This is a genomic window from Microbacterium commune (assembly GCF_014836945.1).
Taxonomy (GTDB): Bacteria; Actinomycetota; Actinomycetes; order Actinomycetales; family Microbacteriaceae; genus Microbacterium; species Microbacterium commune.
Genome location: NZ_JACSPX010000001.1, coordinates 1,579,246 through 1,602,292 on the forward strand (window position 1 = coordinate 1,579,246; position 23,047 = coordinate 1,602,292).

A 23,047-nucleotide genomic window follows, 5' to 3' on the forward strand; every position below is an offset into this window, starting at 1 on the left:
GAACCATGCACGACACCCAGGCACGGCAGCGCACCACGGTGCCTGAGAAGGATGCCCTCACCGGGGCGGGCTCGACGCCCGCCCCGGAACGGCGGCCGCGGCGGGTCGACTGGCGCAAGCGCGGCGAGATAGCGCTGCTCGCGGGCCCCGCGCTGATCATGTTCCTCGGCTTCGTCATCCTGCCGGTGGCGATGGCCGCGTTCTACGGCTTCTTCAAGTGGAACGGCTTCGGCTGGCCGACCGAGTTCATCGGGCTCGACAACTACGTCATGATCTGGCAGGACGACACGTTCCGTCAGGCCGTCATGCACAACGGCATCATCCTGGTGCTGTCGCTGGTGCTGCAAGGCCCCATCGCGATCCTGTTCGCGCTGCTGATGAACCAGAAGATCCGCGGGCGCTCGATCATCCGCATCCTGATCTTCGTCCCGTACGTCATCTCCGAGGTGATCGTCGGCATCGGCTGGAGCCTGATGCTGCAGGATGCTGGGGCGCTGAACTCCCTGCTCGAGAAGTGGGGCATGAGCGACCTCCAGCAGTCGTGGATCGCCGATCCGGCGATCGCGATGACGTCGCTGATGATCATCATCACCTGGAAGTACATCGGCTTCGCCGTCATCCTCATGCTCGCGGGCATGCAGTCCATCCCCGAGGAGCTCTACGAAGCGGCCGCCATCGACGGCGCCGGCTTCTGGAAGACGCAGTGGGCGATCACCGTCCCGCTGCTGGGGCCCACCATCCGGATCTGGGCGTTCCTGTCGATCATCGGATCGCTGCAGCTCTTCGATCTGGTCAACATCATCTGGGGTCAGTACATCGCCGCCACCGCGGGGACCTCCACGATGGCGACCTACATGTACCAGAACGGCCACCTGGCCGGCAGCTACGGCTTCGGCAACGCCGTCGCCGTGATGCTGTTCATCATCACGCTCATCGTCGCGCTGCTGTACCAGCGCTTCGTCCTGCGCCGCGACACCGAGGGCGCACTGACCGGCGACGGCGGAAGGAAGCGCAAGTGAGTGCCGACAGCCTGAACACCCGGGTCGCCATCCAGGCGGTCACGCCGAACGGCTCGCGCCGGCGGGTGCGCGACTCCGGCGTCAAGTGGGGCAGCCCCGCGGTCTACCTGGTCGCGCTCGTGCTGATCGCCATCTGCATCACTCCGGTGCTGTACATCATCATCGGCGGATTCCGCACGAACTCCCAGATAACCCTCGACCCGTCGGGGTTCCCCGCACCGTGGCAGTTCGCCAACTACGGTGACGTGCTGGCGAGCTCCGAGTTCTGGGTCGCCATGGTGAACTCCACCATCTCGGCGGTCGGCACCACCGTGGGCGCCGTGCTGCTCGGGCTCATGGCCAGCTACGTGATCGCACGGTACGACTTCGGCGGGCGGGGTCTGATGTACTCGCTGTTCGCCGCCGGACTGATGTTCCCGGTGACGGTCGCCATCACCCCGCTGTACATCCTGATCCGCAACCTCGGACTGGTGAACAGCCTCGCCGGCATCATCCTCCCGCAGATAGCCTTCGCGCTGCCGATGACCATCATCATCCTCGTCCCGTTCCTGCGGGCCATCCCGAAGGAGCTCGAGGAAGCGGCGTCGATCGACGGCGCCTCACGACTGGGTTTCTTCTGGCGCATGGTGCTGCCGCTGAGCCTTCCCGGTGTGATCACCGTCGGCATCCTGGCGTTCGTGGGGGCGTGGAACGGCTACATGCTGCCGCTGTTCATCCTGAGCGACCAGAGCCTGTTCACCCTGCCGCTGGGTGTGCAGAACTTCGCCTCCCAGTACTCGGTCGACACCGCCCGCGTGCTGGCCTACACCTCGCTGTCGATGCTGCCCGCACTGGTCTTCTTCAGCCTGTTCGAGCGCCGCATCGTCGGCGGACTGACCGGAGCCGTGAAGGGCTGACATGTTCGAGCGCACCTCATCCCCGGCGACGCCCCACGGCGTTGCCGCCTTCCCGACCGCCTCGGCGCGCGTCTCCCGGATCCTCGCGGAGATGACCCTCGACGAAAAGGCCGCGCAGCTCGTCGGCTACTGGCTCGACCAGGGCGGCGACGTGGTCGCGCCGATGCAGAACGAGATGGCCACGGCGGGCGCATCCCGCACGCTGAGCGAGATCACCCGCCACGGTATCGGCCACTACACCCGCGTGTACGGCACCCGCCCCGTCGATCCCGCGGAACGCGCGGCGTGGCTGTGGGACGAGCAGCGCCGCCTGCAGCGCGAGACCCGCCTGGGCATCCCGGCCATCGTGCACGAGGAGTGCCTGACCGGGCTCGCCGCGTGGAAGGCGGCGGCATTCCCCACACCGCTCGCCTGGGGCGCCTCGTTCGACCCCGAGCTCGTGGCCGAGATGGGCGCGCTGATCGGGCGGTCGATGCGCGAGCTCGGCATCCATCAGGGCCTCGCCCCGGTGCTCGACGTCGTCCGCGATCCGCGGTGGGGGCGGGTCGACGAGTGCATCGGCGAGGACCCCTACCTGGTCGGCACCATCGGCACCGCCTACGTGCAGGGGCTGCAGTCGCAGGGCGTGCACGCCACACTGAAGCACTTCCTCGGCTACTCCGGATCGCGCGCCGGGCGCAACCACGCCCCGGTCTCGGCCGGACCGCGCGAGGTCGCCGACGTCTTCCTGCCGCCGTTCGAGATGGCGATCCGCGACGGCGGCGCACGCAGCGTGATGAACAGCTACTCCGAGATCGACGGGGTGCCCGTGGCAGCCGACCCGACGCTGCTCACCGACCTGCTGCGCGACGAGCTCGGCTTCGACGGCGTCGTCGTCGCCGACTACTTCGCCGTCGCCTTCCTCGAGGTCATGCACGCCGTCGCGCGCGACCGCGGCGAGGCAGCCGAACTGGCGCTCACGGCCGGCATCGATGTCGAGCTGCCCTCCGGAGACGCCTACCTCGCACCGCTCGTGGAGCGGGTGCGCACGGGGCAGCTCGACGAGGCCTACCTCGACCGGGCGGTCATCCGCGTCCTCGCGCAGAAGGAGGAGCTCGGACTGCTCGACCCGGACGCGTTCCAGGGGGCGCCGCCGGCTGTCGTCGATCTCGACACCGCAGAGCACCGAGCGGCCGCGCTGCGTCTCGCGGCCGAGTCGATCGTGGTGCTCGCGAACGACGGCGTGCTGCCGATCGCCGACCGCGCCGCGCGCATCGCCCTGATCGGCCCGAACGCCGACCGCTCCGCCGCGCTGCAGGGCTGCTACTCCTTCGCCAACCACGTGCTGGCCCATCATCCCGACCACGAGGTCGGATTCGAGATCCCCACCGTGCGCGAGGCGCTCGCCGTGGCGATGCCGGATGCCGAGATCGTGCACCTGAGCGGATGCGACGTCGAGGGCGACGACCGGTCGGGGTTCGACGACGCGGCTCTGGCGGCGGCGGACGCCGACCTGGCGGTCGTGGTCGTCGGCGATCAGGCGGGTCTGTTCGGCCGCGGCACGGTGGGCGAGGGCAACGACGTGCAGTCGCTCGACCTGCCCGGCGTGCAGCGCGAGCTCGTCGAGCGGATCGTCGAGACCGGGACACCGGTGATCATGGTCCTGCTGACCGGCCGTCCGTACGCGATCGCCTGGGCGCTCGAGGGCGTCGTGCGACCGGCAGCCGTGCTGCAGTCGTTCTTCCCCGGCGAGGCCGGCGGCACGGCGCTCGCTCGGGTGCTGACCGGAGAGGTAACCCCGTCGGGCCGGATGCCGGTGAGCCTGCCGCGCTTCTCCGGCGTGCAGCCGTACAGCTACCTGCATCCCATCCTCGGCGGGCCGTCGGAGGTGACCGCGACCGACCCGACGCCGCTGCGGCCGTTCGGATTCGGCCTGTCGTACACGAGCTTCGCGTACACCGACCTCGAGGTGCCCGCCGAGGCGAGCACGGGAGGTCGCTTCACCGCCTCTGTCACCGTGACCAACACGGGTGAGCTGCCCGGCGACGAGGTCGTGCAGCTGTACGGCCGCGACGTCGTCGCGACGGTGACGAGGCCGGTCGCGCAGCTGCTCGGCTACGCGCGGGTGGCACTCGAACCCGGGGAGAGCCGGCGGGTGAGCTTCGACGTCCCGGCCGGCCGCTTCGCGTTCACGGATCGCGCGCTGACCCGCGTCGTCGAGCCCGGTGAGGTGCTGGTGTGGGCGGCTGCGCACGCAGCGGCATCCGCACCCACCGCCGATCTCGCCGGCACGACCGGCGGCGCGATCTCGAACGAGCGCACGCGGGAGCAGGTGGTGCTGCCGGGCGCTGCCACCGCTCCACGCAGCATGGTGCTCACCGGTGACGTGCACCGGGTGTCGGGTGCGGACGGGCGCGTCGTGACGGTCGAGGTGTCTCCGAGCGTGCGGGCGTGACCGCCTCCAACCCGGTGCTGCCCGGCTGTCATCCCGACCCGTCGGTGTGCCGGGTCGGGGAGTGGTACTACCTGGTCACCTCGACCTTCGAGTACCTCCCCGGGCTGCCCGTGATGCGCTCCCGAGACCTGCTGCGGTGGCAGACGATCGGTCACGTCATCGACCGGCCGGGGATGCTCGAGTTCGACGGCATCCGCTCCTCTGGTGGCCTGTACGCGCCCACCATCCGTCACGGCCTGGGCCGGTTCTGGGTGGTGTGCACGCTCGTCGACCGCGACGACCCGAGCCGAGGAGGCAACTTCGTCGTCACCGCCGAGCAGCCGCAGGGACCCTGGAGCGACCCGGTGATGCTCGACGTCGACGGTATCGACCCGTCGCTGGCCTTCGACGAGGACGGTCGGGTGTGGATGCACGGCACGCGCCTTGCCGCCGACCCCGCTTGGCACGACCAGACCGAGGTGTGGGTGCGGGAGTACTCGCCCGCGCAGCGCGCGCTGGTCGGCGACGAGCACGTGATCTGGCGTGGAGCCGTGCACGGAGCCGTCTGGGCGGAAGGCCCGCACCTGTACCGGATCGACGGCGAGTGGCACCTCGTCGCCGCCGAGGGCGGCACCGAGTTCCACCACGCCGTGAGCGTGGCCCGCGCGGATGCGGTGACGGGTCCGTACCGGGGAAACCGGGCGAATCCGGTCTTCACGCACCGACACCTCGGCCGCAGCGCGGACGTGATCGGCGCCGGGCACGCCGATCTCGTGCAGGCGCCGGACGGCTCGTGGCAGGCGCTGATGCTCGCGATGCGAGCCGCCGACGGACACCACTACCCGCTCGGGCGCGAGACCTTCCTCTGCCCGGTCGGCTGGGAGGACGGCTGGCCCGTCTTCGCTCCCGGTGAGGGGCGGCTGCCCCGCGAGATCGCAGCGCCCTGGGCGACCGAAGCGGCCCCCGCGCGAAGCTGGCAGCCCGACGACCGGGTCGCCGGCCTCGTGGCGCCGCACGACCCGCGGTGGACGGCGCTGCGCGCACGGCCTGCCGAGGTCGCCCGTGTGGACGGCGCGGTGTGGCGCATGCCGGTGCGTGCGGCGACGCTGCGCGATGCGACGGTGGTGGCGTTCCTCGGCATCCGGCAGCAGCACGCCGACGTCGATGTGCGCTGCGTGCTGGAGGTCACCGGGCTGGCCGACGGCGAGAGCGGCGCACTCGTCGTGCGCCAGTCCGAGCACGACCACGCCGCGGCTGTCGTCACGCGCACGGCCGCGGGCATGACGCTGACCGTCGTGCACGTGCGCGGCGGCGAGGAGCACCTGCTCGCCTCACACGCGCTTCCCGACCTGCCGCAGGTCGAGCTGCGGCTGCGGGGGCGCGGGCACGACCTCGCGTTCGTGCACGACGACCTCGCGCTCGGCGCCGTCGACGCGCGGCAGCTGGACGCGTCATCCACCGGTGGCTTCCTCGGACTGTGGATCGGCGTGCACGCGACCAGCGCCGGGCGTGCACCCCGCGGCGAGCTGGCGATCGCGGCATTCGAATACGCGCCGGCGGATGCGGCAGGGTGAGGGCGCGTCGCTCACCTCGGTAGCCTGGTGACTCACGGCGGCAGAAGGCGGACCAAGCATGAGTGAACGCGCCACGACGGTCGAAGGCGTGCGGCGCACCAACCTCGGCGAGGTGCTGCGACTGGTGCACCACAGCGGACCTCGCTCCCGGGCGGTGATCACCGCCGAGACCGGGCTGAACCGCTCGACGGTGTCCGACCTCGTGTCGCGTCTCGCCGAGGCGGGGCTCGTCGACGAGCACGACCCCGATCCCACACGTCGGGTCGGGCGTCCCTCGCCGATCGTCGCACCGAGCCGCGACGTGGTCGCCATCGGGATCAACCCCGAGATCGACGCGATCGAGATCGGCGCGGTGTCGCTGGGTGGGGCGGTGCGCCGACGCGAGCGCATCGCGGTCGCGCGTCCCGACATCGACGAGGTGATCGAGGTGGTCGCCGGCGTGATCGACGGGTGGCGCGACGATCTGGCCGGATGCCGTGTCGTCGGTGCGGGCGTCGCCGTGCCTGGTCTGGTGCGCGCGGTCGACGGGATCGTGCGCCTCGCCCCGCACCTCGACTGGAGGGATGCCGAGATCGCCGGCCCGCTCGCCGCCGCACTGGGTCTTCCCGTCGCCGTCGGCAACGACGCGTCGTACGGCGCCCGCGCCGAACGGGTGTGCGGCGCGGCCCGCGAGCACGCCGACGTCGTGTACCTCAACGGCGGCGCCAGCGGCATCGGCGGCGGCCTGATCCTGCACGGTCAGCTGATCGGCGGCGCGGGCGGATACGCCGGGGAGTGGGGCCAGACGGCTGCGTGCATCGCGGATGCCAGAGATCGACGCGTCGACGACGGCGTGCTCGAGGACGAGGTCAACCGTGCGCGTCTGCTGGCGTCGACAGGCCTGGGCTGGGCCGACGACGACGAGCTCGCCCGCGCGCTCGGCGACAGCGCCGGAGTGCAGGCGCGCGAGGAGGCGGCGAGGCAGCGCCGGATCCTGGCCGCTACGCTCCGCAATGCCGTCAACGTGCTCAACCCGTCGATGATCGTCCTGGGCGGTTTCCTCGCCGTGCTCCGGGACCTCGATCGCGAATCCTTCGACGACGCCGTGCTGGCGCAGGCGCTCGCCGCCTCCGCGGAGAACCTGCAGCTGGCATCCGCCGCGCTCGGTGCAGACCGCCTGCTCATCGGCGCCGCGGACGCCGCCTTCGATCGGCTGCTCGCCGACCCGCTGGCACCCGACCCCGTGCTCACCGAGTGAAGGGCTTGTTCGGTGACCCCCGGCCCTCGAGGGGGCAGGATGGACCCATGAGCAGCGAAGCCGTGATCGTCGATGTCGTCCGCACCCCCGTGGGCCGCGGGAAGCCGGGCGGGATGCTGTCGGGTGTGCATCCCGTCGACCTGGCCGCCGGTGTGATGCAGGCGCTCATCGAGCGCAACGGGCTCGAATCCGGTCAGGTCGACGACGTGCTGCTGGGCTGCGTCAGCCAGGTGGGCGATCAGGCCATGAACATCGCCCGTCAGGCGGTGCTGGCCGCAGGGTTCGACGAGTCCGTGCCCGCGACCACCATCGATCGCCAGTGCGGCTCGAGCCAGCAGGCCGTGCACTTCGCCGCCGCCGGGATCGCTGCGGGCGAGAGCGACATCGTCATCGTCGGCGGAGTGGAGTCGATGAGTCGCGTGCCGCTGGGTGCCTCGGCCGCGGGCGGAACACCGATGTCGCCGCGGCTGCGCTCGCGCTACCCCGACGGGCTCGTCAACCAGGGCGTCAGCGCCGAGCTGATCGCCCAGCGATGGGGTCTCGACCGCGAGACGCTCGACGCCTACGCCGCCGAGTCGCACGCCCGCGCTGCCCGGGCGTGGCGCGACGGCTTCTTCGACCGCACGGTACTGCCCGTCCCGGAGGCGCCGGATGCCCGGCTCGATGAGACCGTGCGCGAGGGCACCACGGTCGAGAGGCTCGCAGGGCTGCCGGCATCCTTCCGGACGGATGCTCTCGCCGAGCGCTTCCCGGAGCTGGACTGGCGCATCACTCCCGGCAACTCCTCTCCGCTCACCGACGGCGCCTCGGCGGCACTGATGATGAGCGCCGACCGCGCCGAGCAGCTCGGGCTCACGCCGCGCGCCCGCTTCCGCGCGTTCGATGTGATCGGGGACGACCCGATGCTCATGCTCACCGGGCCCATCCCGGCCACGCGTCGCGTGCTCGAGCGCGCCGGGCTGACGATCGACGACCTCGACGCATACGAGGTCAATGAAGCCTTCGCCTCGGTGCCGCTCGCGTGGGCTTGCGAACTCCATGCCGACCCCGTCAAGCTCAACCCGCGCGGTGGTGCCATCGCGCTCGGGCACGCGCTCGGATCCTCGGGCACCCGCCTGCTCGGCACGCTGCTCGATCATCTCGAGGCCACCGGGGGGCGCCTCGGGCTGCAGACCATGTGCGAGGGCGGAGGCATGGCGAACGCTCTCATCCTCGAGCGCCTCTGATCGGGGACGGCCCCCGACCTTCCCCCCTCTTCCGTCCCACCTCTTGAGAAGGCGGGTGGGCATGTCCACAATCGGGTTCAGTCGCCGCTGGGGTGGCGCCGGGAGTGGTTCGTCGCCCTCGGCACGAAGATCCGCTCGCGGATCGGGAATCGGAGGCAGATATGCGTACTTCTCGCGCGCTCGCCGCGGTCGGGGCCGCGGCAGCGCTCATCCTCGTGGTGCCGACGGCGGCGTCGGCGGCCGATCGGACGCCGGTGCTGGAGGAATGGTCCTCACAGCTCGCCGCTCCGTTCAGCCTGGCGGTGGAGGGGCACCGGGTGCTCGTCGCCGACGGCGGCACCGGAACGGTCGGGCAGCTGCAGCCCGATGGCCGCATCGCGCCGATAGTCGAAGGCGTCCCCGGGCTGGCAGGTCTCGCGGTGCGCGGAGCGTGGCTCGCATACGGATCCTCCGTCGAGGACGGTGCGTCGGAACCGCCGGTGATCACCGAGAGCGGATTGAACGTGCGCAGCCCCGGCGGTCAGACCACATACATCGATCTGCACGCCTACGAGATGGCGAACAATCCGGATTCCGGCAACAGCTACGGCGTGACCGACCCCGCGAGCTGCGCGGCGGGCACCGCCTACGACGGACTGCTGGATTCGCACGTCTACGGAGTGACCGCATGGCACAGCGGGTGGGTGGTGGCGGATGCCGCAGCCAACGCGGTGTACGAGGTGACCGCGAAGGGAGCCATCCGCACCGTCGCTGTGCTGCCGCCGGTGCCCGTGACACTGACCGCCGAGATGGCGGGGATGCTGGGCCTGGGCGATTGCGCGATCGGCGACGTGTACTACGCCGAGCCGGTGCCGACGGGCGTCGCAGTCGGCCCTGGTGGCGCGATCTACGTCACCACGCTTCCCGGGTTCCCCGGTGAGTCCGCGTCACTCGGAGCACTGTGGCGCATCGACAGCCGCACGGGTGCGATGACGCAGGTCGCCTCAGGCTTCTCCGGACCCACCAGCCTGTCCATCGCCGCGAACCGCGTGTACATCGCGGAGCTGTTCGGCGGACGGATCTCGGTGGTCGATCGCGGCACGGTCACCGAATTCGCCGCACTTCCCGGCGCAGTCGGAGTCGCGGCATCCGGCAACGGCACGGTCTGGGCGTCCACGCTCGACTTCACCGGTGGGCCGGGGACGCTGGTGAGCATCGCCAAGGGCAAGGTGAAGGTGCAGGCCCACATCCGCCGTTGACGATCGCATGAAGAGACCCCCGCCGACCCGATTCGGCGGGGGTCTCGCGGTCTGCGACCGCGGTGGGAGCGCCACGCTCACCACGGCGCGGCGGTGGAGGCACCCGATCCGGTCAAGCTCTGCGCCGCGCACTGACAGTTGTACGCGCCGCAGGTGACGGCGGGGTGAACTGCGTGCCAATCCTTGGTGTGCCCGGCGTCCGCGATCTGGAAGCGCTTGCGGTCTCCGCCTAGAGCCGTCACGATGATCGCGGTTTCTTGCGCTTCCGGGTGCTGGAAGCGCTTGCATAAGGTCGGCCACTCCTGTTACCGTCGCGGCACAGCCACCGGCGCGTCGACGCGCCCTTCCTGACGGAGCATCTGTGTCGAAGAAGACCTCTCTACGCCGTACCGCCCTGCTCGCCACCGCCGCACTCGTGGCATCCGGCCTGTCCTCTTTCGGCGTGCTGGCCGCACCCGCTGCGGCCGCCGACCGCACGGTGGCGCTCGTCGGCGACCTGCAGTCGGAGCTCGGCTGCGCCAGCGACTGGGCGCCGGACTGCGCCGAGACCGAGCTCGCCCCGACCGGAGCCGAGGGCATCTACTCGGCGGAGTTCGAGGTGCCGGCAGGCAGTTACGAGTACAAGGTCGCGCTCGACGACGGGTGGGACGAGGCGTACGGTCTGGACGGCGGCGGCGACAACATCCCGCTCACCGTTGCCGGGCCGGCGACCCTGCGGTTCACGTTCGACGACAGCATCAAGCGCGTCGGCGTCCAGGTCGAGGGGATGCAGCAGGGCTACACCGCTGCCGATGATGCGCTCATCGCCGAGCCCGTGCGCCAGGCGGGCTCCGACGAGCAGTTCTATTTCGTGATGACCGACCGCTTCGCCAACGGCGACTCGTCGAACGACACCGGCGGCATCGAGGGCGACCGGCTCGCCACGGGCTTCGACCCGACGAACAAGGGCTTCTTCCAGGGCGGCGACATCGCCGGCCTGCACGAGAAGCTCGATTACATCGAGGGGCTCGGCACGACAGCCATCTGGCTGACCCCCAGCTTCGCCAACAAGCCGGTGCAGGGCGCCGGTGCCGATGCGAGCGCCGGTTACCACGGCTACTGGGTGACCGACTTCACGCGCATCGACCCGCACCTGGGCACCAACGCCGAGCTCGAGGCGCTCATCGCCGACGCCCATGAGCGCGGCATCAAGGTGTACTTCGACATCATCACCAATCACACCGCCGACGTCGTCGACTACAGCGAGAAGCAGTACTCGTACATCGACCAGGCGACCGAGCCGTACAAGACCGCCGACGGCACCGCCTTCGATCCCGCCGAGTACGCCGGCACCGACGACTTCCCGGCCCTCGACCCGGCGACGAGCTTCCCCTACACTCCGGTGATCGCCGACGCCGAGAAATCGGCCAGGACCCCCGACTGGCTCAACGACCCCACTCTGTACCACAACCGCGGAAACTCCACTTGGTCAGGCGAATCCGTCACCTACGGCGACTTCGACGGTCTGGATGACCTGATGACCGAGCACCCGACCGTCGTCAACGGCTTCGTCAAGGTCTATCAGGACTGGATCGACCTCGGCATCGACGGCTTCCGCATCGACACCGTCAAGCACGTGAACTTCGAGTTCTGGCAGACCTGGACCGAGGATGTCCTCGACTACGCCCACGCACAGGGCAACGACGAGTTCTTCATGTTCGGCGAGGTGTACGACGCCGACCCGGTCAAGCTCGCACCCTATGTGCGCGACACCGACATGAACTCGGTGCTCGACTTCACCTTCCAGTCGTCGGCGGTCAGCTACGCCTCCGGCAACTCCGCCAAGGGCCTGCAGACCCTGTTCGCGGGCGACGACCGGTACACGACGGCCCACTCCAGCGCGACGGCGCTGCCGACCTTCCTCGGCAACCACGACATGGGCCGGGTCGGATCGTTCCTGCGCAGCACCGACGCCCCGCTGCAGCGCACCGAGCTCGCGAACGAGCTGATGTTCCTCACCCGTGGCCAGCCCGTGGTGTACTACGGCGACGAGCAGGGCTTCGCCGGCACAGGCGGCGACAAGGACGCCCGTCAGACGCTGTTCGCGACCCAGGTCGACGAGTACGAGAACCAGAACCTCATCACGGGCGAGAAGGCCGGATCCGTCGACCGCTACGACACCGACGCTCCGCTCTATGAGCACATCGCCGCCCTCTCGGCGCTGCGCGATGAGCATCCGGCGCTGAGCGGCGGCGCGCAGATCGAGCGTCATGCGGCATCCGGCGCCGGCGTCTACGCGTTCTCGCGCGTCGACGCCGACGAGAAGGTCGAATACCTCGTCGCCGTGAACAACGCGACCTCCGCCCAGACGGTCGACCTCACCACGCTCACCGGCGACGCCTCGTACAGCGTGCTGTACGGCGACGCGACGGCGCTGACGACCGATGCGGGTGCCGCGACGACGATCACTGTGCCCGCGCTCTCGGCAGTCGTCTGGAAGGCCGATGCCGCGGTAACCGCCCCCGCCGAAGCCGCGCCCGTGACGATCGCCGCTCCCGCTGCAGGTGCCGCTCTCAGCGGCCAGTCGCCCGTGCAGGCCGACATCGCCGACCAGTGGGCTCAGGCGAGCTTCGCCTGGCGCGTCGTCGGCTCCGACGAGTGGCACGCCCTCGGCACCGCCGAGGACACCGAGCCCCGCGTGTTCCACGACATCCGCGGACTGAAGAAGGGGACGCTGGTCGAGTACCGGACGGTGACGACGGATGCCGCGGGCGCACACTCCGCAGCATCCACCTACGCCTCGGTCGGCAACCAGGTCTCGCTCGCCGTTGAAGAGCAGCCCGAGTCGCCGATCGAGATGGTGACGGTGCCCGGCAGCCTCAACTCCGAGATGGGGTGCGCAGGCGACTGGGACCCGGCCTGCGAGAAGGCGAAGCTGACTCTGCGCGCGGACGGCGTCTGGGCCGGCACCTTCGACCTGCCCGCCGGTGACTACGATTACAAGGCCGCGATCGACGGCAGCTGGGCGATCAACTACGGCGCGAACGGCGTACTCGATGGCCCGAACGTCACCGTCAGCCACAAGGGCGGACCCATCACGTTCTACTTCGACCCGCGCACCAACGTCGTGCAGTCCAGCTCCGAGGGGCCGATCGTGACCCTTCCCGGCTCTCTGCAGGACGAGCTCGGCTGCGCCGCCGACTGGACGCCTGACTGCCTCGCCACCCTCATGGCCGATGGCGACCGTGACGGCGTCTACGAGTTCTCGACCGACGCGCTGCCCACCGGCGCCTACGAGCTGAAGGCCGCGCACGGTCTCAGCTGGGCCGAGAACTACGGCGTCGACGGCGCACGCGACGGCGCGAACTACTCGTTCAGCGCCACCGAGGGAAAGGTGACCTCCTTCCGCTACACGCTCGAGACGCACGTGCTCGAGATCTCCAGCGACGACGCGCCCCTGCCCGGCACCGGCGAGCTGCGCGCGCAATGGATCGATGAGGGCACCATCGCCTGGCCGGCCACACTCGGTGCGCCCGAGCGCGCGGCGTACGAGCTGCACGCATCCGCAGACGCCTCGGTGAAGGTGGCCGACGGCGAGGTGACCGGCGCCGACTCGATCGCGCTCGAGCGCGTCGACGGCGGGCTCACCGACGCGCAGAAGAAGCGCTTCCCCGCGCTCGCCGGCTACATCGCGCTGCGCGTTCCGGATGCCGATGCCGCGGCCCTGCTGAAGGGTCAGCTGGCCGTGGCGCAGCGTGACACCGCGGGCGCCCTCACGGCATTCACCGGTGTGCAGATCGCCGGCGTGCTCGACGACCTCTACGCCGACGAGGTGCAGAAGCAGAAGCTCGGCATCATGTTCAACGGGGTGAACCCGACCTTCCGCCTGTGGGCGCCGACCGCGCAGAGCGCCAGCCTGCTGACCTGGGACGCCGGCTCCGACGCCGAGCCCACGCGTCACAAGGCGGCTTACGACAAGGGCTCCGGTGTCTGGACGGTCAAGGGCAAGAAGGCCCTGAAGAACGACGAGTACCTGTGGGAGGTCGTCGTGTACGCCCCCGCCACGGGCGCGATCGAGACCAACAGGGTCACCGACCCGTACTCGGTCGCTCTGACCGAGAACTCCGAGCGCTCGGTCGCCGTCGACCTCACCGACAAGGCGTTCGCGCCGAAGGCCTGGAGCCGGACGAAGGCACCGGTGATCGACAAGCCCGTCGATCGCTCGATCTACGAGCTGCACATCCGCGACTTCTCCATCGGTGACACGACCGTGCCCGAGGGCGAGCGCGGCACCTACCTGGCGTTCACCCGTGACGGCGCCGGCGCGAAGCAGCTGCGTCAGCTGGCGGATGCCGGAATCAACACCGTGCACCTGCTCCCGTCGTTCGACATCGCCACCATCGAGGAGAACCGCGGCGCCCAGGCCCTGCCCGCGTGCGACCTCGCCTCGTACGGCCCGGCCGACACCGCGCAGCAGGCGTGCATCTCGGAGATCGCCGCGAAGGACGGCTTCAACTGGGGCTACGACCCGTACCACTACACGACCCCCGAGGGCTCGTACGCGGTGAACCCCGACGGCGGTGAGCGCGTCGCTGAGTTCCGCTCGATGGTCGGCGCGCTGCACGGCATGGGCCTGCAGGTCGTGCTCGACCAGGTGTTCAATCACACCGCGGCATCCGGCCAGGCCGACCGCTCGGTGCTCGATCGCGTGGTTCCCGGCTACTACCACCGCCTCAACGCCGCGGGTTCGGTCGAGACCTCGACCTGCTGCCAGAATGTGGCGACCGAGAACGAGGTGGCGCAGAAGCTCATGGTCGACTCTGTCGTCACCTGGGCGCGGCACTACAAGGTCGACGGCTTCCGCTTCGACCTGATGGGCCACCACTCCAAGGCCAACATGCTCGCGGTCCGTGCGGCTCTCGACGCCCTCACCCTCGAAGACGACGGCGTCGACGGCAAGGCCGTCTACCTGTACGGCGAGGGCTGGAACTTCGGAGAGGTCGCCGACAACGCGCTGTTCGAGCAGGCGACGCAGGGCCAGCTGGGCGGCACCGGCATCGGCACGTTCAACGACCGCCTGCGCGACGCCGTGCACGGCGGCAGCCCCGTCGACGGATCGTCGACCTTCCGTCAGGGTTTCGGCACCGGTCTCGGCACCGATCCCAACGGCGATGCGATCAACGGCAGCGCCGAGCAGGCGGTCGCCGACCTCGGGCATGACACCGATCTGGTCAAGCTCGGCCTCGCCGGCAATCTGCGCGACTACACGTTCACCACCAGCGACGGCAAGGTCACCGCGGGTGAGGACATCGACTACCGCGGCGCCCGCGCCGGATACGCGGATCAGCCTGACGAGACGATCAACTACGTCGACGCGCACGACAACGAGACGCTCTACGACCTGTCGGTCTTCAAGCTGCCCGTCGGCACCTCGATGGCTGACCGGGTGCGCATGAACACGCTGTCGCTCGCGACCGTGACGCTTTCGCAGTCGCCGTCGTTCTGGCACGCCGGCACCGAGCTGCTGCGCTCGAAGTCGCTCGACCGCAACAGCTACGACTCGGGTGACTGGTTCAACCGCGTCGACTGGACCGGGCAGGAGTCGACGTTCGGCTCGGGGCTGCCGATGGCCGCCGACAACGAGGAGAAGTGGGGCCTCATGCGCCCGCTGCTCGAGAACGCCTCCCTCAAGCCGCAGGCCGCCGACATGGCGGCGGCCGAGGCCGCGGCGCTCGACCTGCTGCGCGTGCGCGGCGAGGTGGACCTGCTGCGCCTCGGCTCGGCGGAGCTCATCCAGCAGAAGGTCACCTTCCCCAACGGGGGAGCGGATGCTGCCCCCGGCGTCATCGTGATGCAGATCGACGACACCGCCGGCCCGGACGTCGACACCGAGCTCGACGGCGCGCTGGTCGTGTTCAACGCCTCGCCGGAGCCCGTGTCGCAGACGGTCGACGGCCTCGCCGGCCGGTCGTTCGCCCTGACCCCCGCGCAGGCGAAGGGTGCGGACGCGGTCGTCAAGACCACGACGTGGGATGCCGAGAGCGGCACCGTCACCGTCCCCGCGCGTTCGGTCGCGGTGCTCGTCGACGCCCAGGACGGCGGCTCGGAGCCCGGTCAGCCGACGGAGCCCGAAGAGGCAGCGGAGGACGTCGCGCTCGAGCTCTCAGCGCACACCGTCGAGCAGGGCGGCGCCGTGAGCGCGACGGTGACCGGTCTCGCCCCCGGCGAGCAGATCGCCGCGGCCGTGCACAGCGAGCCCATGGTCGTTCGCGGCATCCCCGCGGCCGACGCAGACGGCACCGTGCGCTTCGACGTCGCGATCCCCGACGACTTCGCCGTCGGCGCGCACACGCTCGTGGTCACCTCCGACACACGGGCGCCCCTGCGCGCGACGCTGACCGTCGTCGGCCAGGGCGAGCTCGCCGTCACCGGCGCCTCCGCACCCTGGGGCCTGCTCATAGCCGCGCTGCTGCTGCTCGCCCTCGGCGCAGGGCTTGTGGTGTGGCGTCGGCGCCGGGGCGACGGTGCCCTCGCCGACTGAGCCCACCGCCCCGCACGCGAAAGCGCCGGTCACCCGAGGGTGACCGGCGCTCTCGGTGCGGCGATCAGCTCGTGATCGTCACTCCGCCGAAGGCGGGGTGACCGAGATGAGCGCTGCGGTGTTGCGCTGCATCGCCTTCTTCACGGTGATCACGGTGCCGTAGCCGACGCCCGCATCCGCCGGGTTGCCCGATCCGAGGATCGTGTTGCCCAGGTCGAGACCGTAGAGGTCGGTGGCCGGGGAGCCGTCCGCGTTCACGACGCGAGTGGTGTACGGCGCATCGCCGACCGACGGCACGACGACGGAGGCGTCGCGCAGGCGGTAGTACAGGTCGTCACCACGGACCTCGATGCCTGGCACCCAGCCCTTGTCATCGGTGAAGGTGCTCACCGGCGACTGCGGGGCGATCGTGGTGCACGCCTCCTTGTAGTTCTCGTCGACGGAGCAGTCCTTGAACGCGTACGTCGGCTGGAGGCCGAACGCGGCGTTCGACGACTGCGCGCGGCTGGAGATGTTCTTCAGCGGCGACGGATCCATCGCGGCCTGCGCGCCGGTGCGGCGCAGCGGGTCGAAGTGGCTGTCGACGAGCAGCAGCCCGCCCTTCGCGCCCCAGCTCGGTAGGGCCGTGTGGTTGGAGGCGACGTGGTTGGTGTCGCCGTAGGTGGTGTCGCGGTACCAGACCAGCGCGCCCGGTGCGTTGTACGGCACCTTCTCGACCTTCCAGGCCTCGTCGCTGTACACCGTGGTGTACCCGTACTTCAGGCCCTCGTCGAAGCCGTCGAGGTTGCGCCACTCGACCAGGTAGTACTGCGCCTTGATCTGCGTGCCGCTGTCGTGGTGCCATCCCGCGCCGGTGGTGTCGGTCCAGGTGCCGACGGTGGCGGTCCATCCGTTGTCGCCGTTCTCGACGTCGTCCGTCCAGACCGCGGTGTCACCGCTGGTCAGGGCGAAGTCGTCGGCGAACCAGCCGCGCTCCTCGAAGGCCGCGTCGGTCGCCTGACGCAGGCGCACCTGGATGCTCTTGCCGGCGAACGACGACAGGTCGATGTAGTCGTGACGCCATCCGTCGCTGGATCCGGTCAGACCGTACTTCTTCCCGCCGAAGTCCTTCAAGCGGCCGTTCGGGTCGGAGTAGCCGTCGTCGGTCGAGACCAGCGTGCCTGCCTCGTCGTAGACCTTCTGCTCGCCCCATGTCTTGCCGCCGTCGGTCGACACCTCGACGAAGCCGAAGTCCCAGTCCTCCTCGATCACGTAGTCGTTCCACATCCAGAACTTCGCGTTCGCGGGAACGCTGTCGATCGAGCGGCTCAGCGTGACGTCGGCCCAGCTCTGGTCGGCGCCGGAGTACCACATGTCGTCGCCGCTGTGCGGGGTGGTGAGCACGATCTTCTTGTCGGGCAGGTTCACCTTGATGCCGTCCTCGGTGCCCTTCTTCGGGCGCGAGGTCTGGCCGACCTTGATCGTGCGAGACCTCTCGCCCGGGTTCACGACCTCGGGGTCGGCCCAGCCGAGCACCCACTTGTCCCACAGGCCCATGTGGGTCGGCATCGACTGGAAGATGGGGCCGGAATGCGATCCCGAGCTCATCAGATCCCAGAAGTCGATGTCGGAGTTCCCGGCGTTCGACGTGTCGTAGAGGTCGGGAAGACCCAGGTCGTGGCCGTACTCGTGCGCGAACACGCCGACACCCGAGTCCTCGGGCTGCACGATGTAGTTCGAGATCTTCAGGTCGGTGCCGGGGATCGTCGCGCCGCCGGCGACAGCGGAGGAGTGCGCCCAGATGGCGTAGGTGCCCTCTTCGCCCCCACCGCCGGACTTGTCGGCACCGGCGTGGACGAGCACGACGTGGTCGATCACCCCGTCGGGCTCATGCACGTTGCCGTCGCCGTCGCGGTCGCCCTGGTCTTCGATGTCATAGTCCGCCCAGGGGAAGTCCGGGTTCTGTGCGGCCACGGCCGCGACCGCGTCGATCGGCAGCTGACCCGGTCCGAGCGGGTTGTCGGGGTGGCCCTGCATGTCCTGCATCGGACCGGCCTCCCACTCGCCCGCATCGTTCTTGTGGCAGACGGTCGCACCGTAGTAGCCCTCCGAGTGCGGCACGCTGACCCACTCGGTGGCAGAGCCGCTGAGCGAGTACGCCCCACGCGACATCTCCTCGTACATGTTCTTCATGGTGTAGCCCGAGATGTCGAAGCCGGGCTTGCCGTCGGGACCGGTGAGGTCGGTGCGCACCCGCTCGGTGATGCCCTCGTCGGTGAAGAGCATCTTGTTGAAGTGCTCGCTCGAGAAGTCGGGCACCCACATCGAGTTGTTGTCGAGGTGCTCGGTGGCAGCCGGGTCGGGGATGTTGTTGTGCAGGGTGGGGCCCTGCACGCTGCCCGGCTTGCAGTCCGTAGCGCCGAACTCGGTCGGCACGTACAGGTCGCTGAAGTCGTCGGTGCCGTCGAACTCGACGAGGATGGTGAGGAGCTTCGCCTGCTGCGTCGTCTTCGACTTCTTCAGCTGCTTCGGGCTCTTCCCGGTCTTCAGCGCCTTCGCCTCGGTCTTGGCCAGCTGCTTCGCGGCCTTGGGGTTTCCCTGGGCGAACTTGTGGTCGTGCTCGGCGGCCTTCTCGAGAGCCTTGCCGCTAACGGAGCGCTTCATCTGTCCGGTGGTGTTCGCGATCGGGGCATCCGCCGGGACCTCGACCATGTTGTCGGCTCGCGGCGCGACGTAATTCATGTAGTACTCGTCAGAGCCGATCTGGGGCGCCGCCTGTGGCGCCTCGGTGTCGGGCGACGCAGCCGCGGTCGCGGTCGCCCCGCCGAAGGCCGTGAGGCCGGCGGCTGCGATCACGAAGGCGGACGTCGCGGCCACGGCGCGTCGTCGCGCTGGGGCAGTCCGATGTGACATTGCTTCTCCCTTCGGACACCGTCGTCGAAGGGGTCCCGCGACGGTGCGAAATGAACCACCCCGATCGGGGCGGACCTATACGGGTTTACCTGTAGAAAGGGTGAGAGGGAAGAGGAAACGCGAGAAAACCTCGACTGGTGCGCGGAAGAAGGTGTCCGCCACTCGGGTACTAGGGAGTCCTAGCAATTACTCTGTGTCCCGCGTATCGTGGTCACTGTGCCAAAGACGGTGCAGAGGAGCGTCACACAATGACTCGTATGATCCCCCATTTCGTAGGCGGAAAGCACGTCGAACCGACCGGCGGTCGCATGGCCGACGTCTTCGAACCGAGCACGGGAGCCGTGCAGGCACGTGTTCCCCTCGCCACGACCGACGAGGTCCGCGCCGCGATCGACGTCGCCGAGGCGGCGCAGCCCGAGTGGGCCGCGACCAACCCGCAGAAGCGCGCCCGCGTGCTCATGCGCTTCGTCGACCTCGTGAACCGCGACATGGACGAGATCGCCCGTCTGCTCTCCAGCGAGCACGGCAAGACGTTCGAAGACGCCAAGGGTGACGTGCAGCGTGGGCTGGAGGTCATCGAGTTCTGCATCGGGGCTCCGCACCTGCTCAAGGGCGAGTACTCGACGGGGGTCGGCACCGGCATCGACGTCTACTCGATGCGGCAGCCGCTGGGCGTGGTCGCAGGCATCACGCCGTTCAACTTCCCCGCCATGATCCCGCTGTGGAAGGCGGGTCCTGCCATCGCCTCCGGCAACACCTACATCCTCAAGCCGAGCGAGCGCGACCCCTCCGTGCCGGTGAAGCTCGCCGAGCTGTTCCTGGAGGCGGGTCTGCCCGCGGGCGTCTTCAACGTCGTACACGGCGACAAGGAGGCGGTGGACGCGCTGATCACCGACCCGCGCATCCAGGCGGTCGGCTTCGTCGGGTCCACCCCGATCGCCGAGTACATCTACACGACCGCCATCGCGAACGGCAAGCGCGCGCAGTGCTTCGGCGGAGCGAAGAATCACCTCATCGTCATGCCCGACGCCGACCTCGATCAGGTCGCCGACGCCCTGATGGGCGCCGGCTACGGGTCGGCGGGGGAGCGCTGCATGGCGATCTCGGTCGCCGTGCCGGTGGGGGAGGAGACGGCGGATGCCCTGGCAGCCAAGCTCACCGAGCGCGTCGCCGAACTGAAGGTCGGACCCTCGCTCGAGGAGGGGATGGACTACGGTCCGCTCGTCACGAGGGATGCCGTGAACCGCGTCACCGGGTACATCCAGCAGGGCCTCGACGAGGGCGCCACGCTGCTCGCCGACGGTCGTGGCTTCTCGGTCGAGGGTCACGAGGAGGGCTTCTACCTCGGCCCGACGCTGTTCGATCACGTCACCACCGACATGGCGATCTACCGCGAGGAGATCTTCGGCCCGGTGCTCGTCATCGCGCGCGCCGCCGATTACGAAGAGGCGCTGGCGATGGCATCCGACCACGAATACGGCAACGGCGTGTCGATCTTCACCCGCGACGGCGACGCCGCGCGCGACTTCACCGCCCGGGTGAACGTCGGCATGGTCGGCGTGAACGTGCCCATCCCGGTGCCCATCGCGTACTTCACCTTCGGGGGCTGGAAGCGCAGCGGATTCGGCGACCTCAACCAGCACGGCACCGACGCCTTCCGCTTCTACACGAAGACCAAGACGGTGACGAGCCGGTGGCCCTCGCACGGTGCCCTTCGACAGGCTCAGGGACCCAGCGACGGCGCCAGCTTCGTCATCCCCACGATGTCCTAGGAGCCGGAGCCATGACCATGATCGAACCCACCACCGTCACGGCCGAGGAGCGCGAGGCCATCCTCGGCGCCGTACGCGAATTCGCCGAGAGCGAGCTCGCCCCGCACGCCGCCGAGCGCGACGAGAAGCACATCTTCCCGCGCGAATCGCTGCACCGCGCAGGTGAGCTCGGCCTCGGCGGCATCTACATCGGCGAGGAGTTCGGCGGCACGGCCCTGGGAAGGGTCGACACCGTCGCCATCTTCGAAGAGCTCGCCAAGGGCGACCCGGCGGTCGCCGCGTACATCTCGATCCACAACATGGTCGCCTGGATGATCGACACCTACGGCGACGAGACGCAGCGCGGCCGGTGGCTGCCCGCGCTCACCGCCATGGAGCAGTTCGGCGGCTACTGCCTCACCGAGCCGGGCGTCGGCTCCGACGCCGCGAATCTGGCCACGAGCGCGACGCGCGACGGGGATGACTACCTGCTCACCGGGGTGAAGCAGTTCATCTCCGGTGCGGGCGAGGCAGGGGTCTACGTCGTCATGGCGCGCACCGGCGATCCGGGCTCGGGAGCGAAGGGCATCTCGGCCTTCCTCGTGCCCGGCGACGCCGAGAACCTCAGCTTCGGCGTCAACGAGAAGAAGATGGGCTGGCACGCCCAGCCCACCCGTCAGGTGATCTTCGACGGGGTGCGGGTTCCGGCATCCGCCATGCTCGGCGAAGAGGGGCGCGGCTTCGCGATCGCCATGTCGGCGCTCAACGGGGGCCGCCTGAACATCGCCGCCTGCTCGCTCGGGGGTGCGCAGTGGGCGATAGAGAAGGCCGTGCAGTACGTGCACGAGCGCGTCGCCTTCGGCGAGCCGCTCGCCGAGAAGCAGTCGATCCTGTTCGCGATCGCCGACATGCGCACCGAGCTGCAGGCCGCGCGCCTGATGGTGCGCGACGGCGCGCAGGCGGTCGACGAGAAGGCTCCGGACGCCACGATGCGCTGCGCCATGGCCAAGCGCTTCGCCACCGACGCGGGCTTCGAGGTCGCCAACCGGGCGCTCCAGCTGCACGGCGGCTACGGCTACCTGCAGGACTACGGCATCGAGCGGGTCGTGCGCGACCTGCGCGTGCACCAGATCCTGGAGGGGACGAACGAGATCATGCGGCTCATCGTCGGGCGCGAGATGCTGCGCCCCTCGGGCTCGGTGTCGATGCGGAGTGCATCATGACCCGCATCGCGTTCCTGGGGCTCGGGCACATGGGCCTGCCGATGGCGCGCAATCTCGTGAAGGCGGGGCACGAGGTGCACGGGTTCGACCTCGTGCCGGCGGCGATCGGCGCGGCGCGCGCGGCGGGCATCCCGGTCTCCGCGAGCGGTGCCGATGCGGTGGCGGATGCCCAGGTCGTCATCACGATGTTCCCGGCCGGCAGGCACGTGATCGCCGCGTATCGGGATGAGCTGCTCGCCGCGGCCGCACCCGGCACCCTGTTCATCGAGTCGTCGACCATCGCGGTCGACGAGGCACGCACCGCCCACGAGATGGCCGTCGAGGCGGGGCACCGCAACGTCGATGCGCCCGTCTCGGGCGGGGTCGTGGGCGCCGAGAACGGCACCCTCGCCTTCATGGTCGGCGGGTCCGACGACGACTTCGCGGCGGCCCTGCCGCTGCTCGAGGCGATGGGCAAGCGCATCGTGCACTGCGGCGGGCCGGGTCTCGGGCAGGCCGCGAAGGTGTGCAACAACATGGTGCTCGCGGTGTCGCAGATCGCCGTCGCCGAGGCGTTCGTGCTCGGCGAGCGGCTCGGCCTCGAGCATCAGGCGCTCTTTGACGTCGTCTCACAGGCATCCGGTCAGTGCTGGTCGATCACGACCAACTGCCCGGTGCCCGGGCCGGTGCCGACGAGTCCCGCCAACCGCGACTACCAGCCCGGTTTCGCGGGGGCCCTCATGGCGAAGGATCTCGGGCTGGCCCTGCAGGCGATCGAGCAGACGGGGACGGATGCCAGGATGGGCCGCCTCGCGCAGCAGCTGTACGCCGCGTTCGCCGACGGCGACGGCGCGGGGAGGGACTTCTCGGGCATCATCACCGACATCCGCCAGGGGACGGTCTGATGCGGCCTCGCGTGGTCGCGGCTGGGCCCATATGGTCGGCTCATGCGCGAGGATGCGGCCTTTCGGGCCCAGTAGGACCAGCGGGGCATGGGCCCACAAAGGTCGACTGGGCCCATGCGGTCGCCTCGGCCGCGAGGATGCGGCCAGATGGGACCAGCGGCAGAAGGGTCGTCG

Annotated in this window: 12 protein-coding genes; 11 read left to right on the forward strand and 1 reads right to left on the reverse strand. The window is 69.7% G+C overall.

Annotated elements, in window-relative coordinates; genetic code table 11:
- Nucleotides 1–5: 5 nt before the first annotated feature.
- The 8 genes from H9633_RS07270 to pulA all read left to right on the forward strand — a co-directional run bounded on the left by H9633_RS07270 (nt 6) and on the right by pulA (nt 16,123).
- Entirely contained in the window at nt 6–1,019 is a 1,014-nt protein-coding gene (locus H9633_RS07270) for a carbohydrate ABC transporter permease (RefSeq protein ID WP_191712621.1), read from the forward strand.
- Complete coding sequence (locus H9633_RS07275) at nt 1,016–1,915, forward strand: carbohydrate ABC transporter permease (protein WP_083428736.1); 900 nt, start codon at nt 1,016–1,018, stop codon at nt 1,913–1,915. The genes H9633_RS07270 and H9633_RS07275 overlap by 4 nt, the downstream gene beginning before the upstream one ends.
- A 1-nt stretch (nt 1,916) precedes the next feature.
- Nucleotides 1,917–4,349, forward strand: coding sequence for a beta-xylosidase/alpha-l-arabinosidase (locus H9633_RS07280; RefSeq protein WP_191712622.1), 2,433 nt, complete (start codon nt 1,917–1,919; stop codon nt 4,347–4,349).
- Nucleotides 4,346–5,902: a glycoside hydrolase family 43 protein gene (locus tag H9633_RS07285; RefSeq protein ID WP_191712623.1), complete on the forward strand. Its 1,557-nt coding sequence runs from the start codon at nt 4,346–4,348 to the stop codon at nt 5,900–5,902. Before H9633_RS07280 ends, H9633_RS07285 begins: the two co-directional genes overlap by 4 nt.
- A 58-nt stretch (nt 5,903–5,960) precedes the next feature.
- Nucleotides 5,961–7,139 (forward strand): ROK family transcriptional regulator, encoded by a 1,179-nt coding sequence (locus H9633_RS07290; RefSeq protein ID WP_191712624.1) that lies wholly within the window; start codon nt 5,961–5,963, stop codon nt 7,137–7,139.
- 47 nt (nt 7,140–7,186) lie between these two features.
- Entirely contained in the window at nt 7,187–8,365 is a 1,179-nt protein-coding gene (locus tag H9633_RS07295; RefSeq protein ID WP_191712625.1) for a thiolase family protein, read from the forward strand.
- Nucleotides 8,366–8,526: 161 nt separating this feature from the next.
- Nucleotides 8,527–9,603, forward strand: coding sequence for a ScyD/ScyE family protein (locus H9633_RS07300; protein WP_191712626.1), 1,077 nt, complete (start codon nt 8,527–8,529; stop codon nt 9,601–9,603).
- Nucleotides 9,604–9,964: 361 nt separating this feature from the next.
- Entirely contained in the window at nt 9,965–16,123 is a 6,159-nt protein-coding gene (gene pulA / locus H9633_RS07305; protein ID WP_191712627.1) for a pullulanase-type alpha-1,6-glucosidase, read from the forward strand.
- Between the two features lie 78 nt (nt 16,124–16,201).
- Here the strand turns inward: pulA and H9633_RS07310 are convergent, their stop codons facing one another.
- Nucleotides 16,202–18,979 (reverse strand): immune inhibitor A domain-containing protein, encoded by a 2,778-nt coding sequence (locus H9633_RS07310; RefSeq protein WP_318247222.1) that lies wholly within the window; start codon nt 18,977–18,979, stop codon nt 16,202–16,204.
- A 284-nt stretch (nt 18,980–19,263) separates the two neighbouring features.
- Between H9633_RS07310 and H9633_RS07315 the strand changes: the two genes are divergently transcribed.
- From H9633_RS07315 to mmsB, 3 genes are read left to right on the forward strand one after another with little or no spacing between them, the layout of a single operon-like run.
- Entirely contained in the window at nt 19,264–20,787 is a 1,524-nt protein-coding gene (locus H9633_RS07315; protein WP_191712629.1) for a CoA-acylating methylmalonate-semialdehyde dehydrogenase, read from the forward strand.
- 11 nt (nt 20,788–20,798) lie between these two features.
- Entirely contained in the window at nt 20,799–21,989 is a 1,191-nt protein-coding gene (locus tag H9633_RS07320) for an acyl-CoA dehydrogenase family protein (protein WP_191712630.1), read from the forward strand.
- Nucleotides 21,986–22,873 (forward strand): 3-hydroxyisobutyrate dehydrogenase, encoded by an 888-nt coding sequence (gene mmsB / locus H9633_RS07325; RefSeq protein WP_191712631.1) that lies wholly within the window; start codon nt 21,986–21,988, stop codon nt 22,871–22,873. The genes H9633_RS07320 and mmsB overlap by 4 nt, the downstream gene beginning before the upstream one ends.
- The last annotated feature ends 174 nt before the right edge of the window (nt 22,874–23,047 follow it).

Coding starts and splice junctions, on each gene's coding strand:
- H9633_RS07270 (WP_191712621.1), top strand. CDS start 6: ATGCACGACACCCAGGCACGGCAGCGCACCACGGTGCCTGAGAAGGAT.
- H9633_RS07280 (WP_191712622.1), top strand. CDS start 1,917: ATGTTCGAGCGCACCTCATCCCCGGCGACGCCCCACGGCGTTGCCGCC.
- H9633_RS07290 (WP_191712624.1), top strand. CDS start 5,961: ATGAGTGAACGCGCCACGACGGTCGAAGGCGTGCGGCGCACCAACCTC.
- H9633_RS07295 (WP_191712625.1), top strand. CDS start 7,187: ATGAGCAGCGAAGCCGTGATCGTCGATGTCGTCCGCACCCCCGTGGGC.
- H9633_RS07300 (WP_191712626.1), top strand. CDS start 8,527: ATGCGTACTTCTCGCGCGCTCGCCGCGGTCGGGGCCGCGGCAGCGCTC.
- H9633_RS07315 (WP_191712629.1), top strand. CDS start 19,264: ATGACTCGTATGATCCCCCATTTCGTAGGCGGAAAGCACGTCGAACCG.
- H9633_RS07320 (WP_191712630.1), top strand. CDS start 20,799: ATGACCATGATCGAACCCACCACCGTCACGGCCGAGGAGCGCGAGGCC.
- mmsB (WP_191712631.1), top strand. CDS start 21,986: ATGACCCGCATCGCGTTCCTGGGGCTCGGGCACATGGGCCTGCCGATG.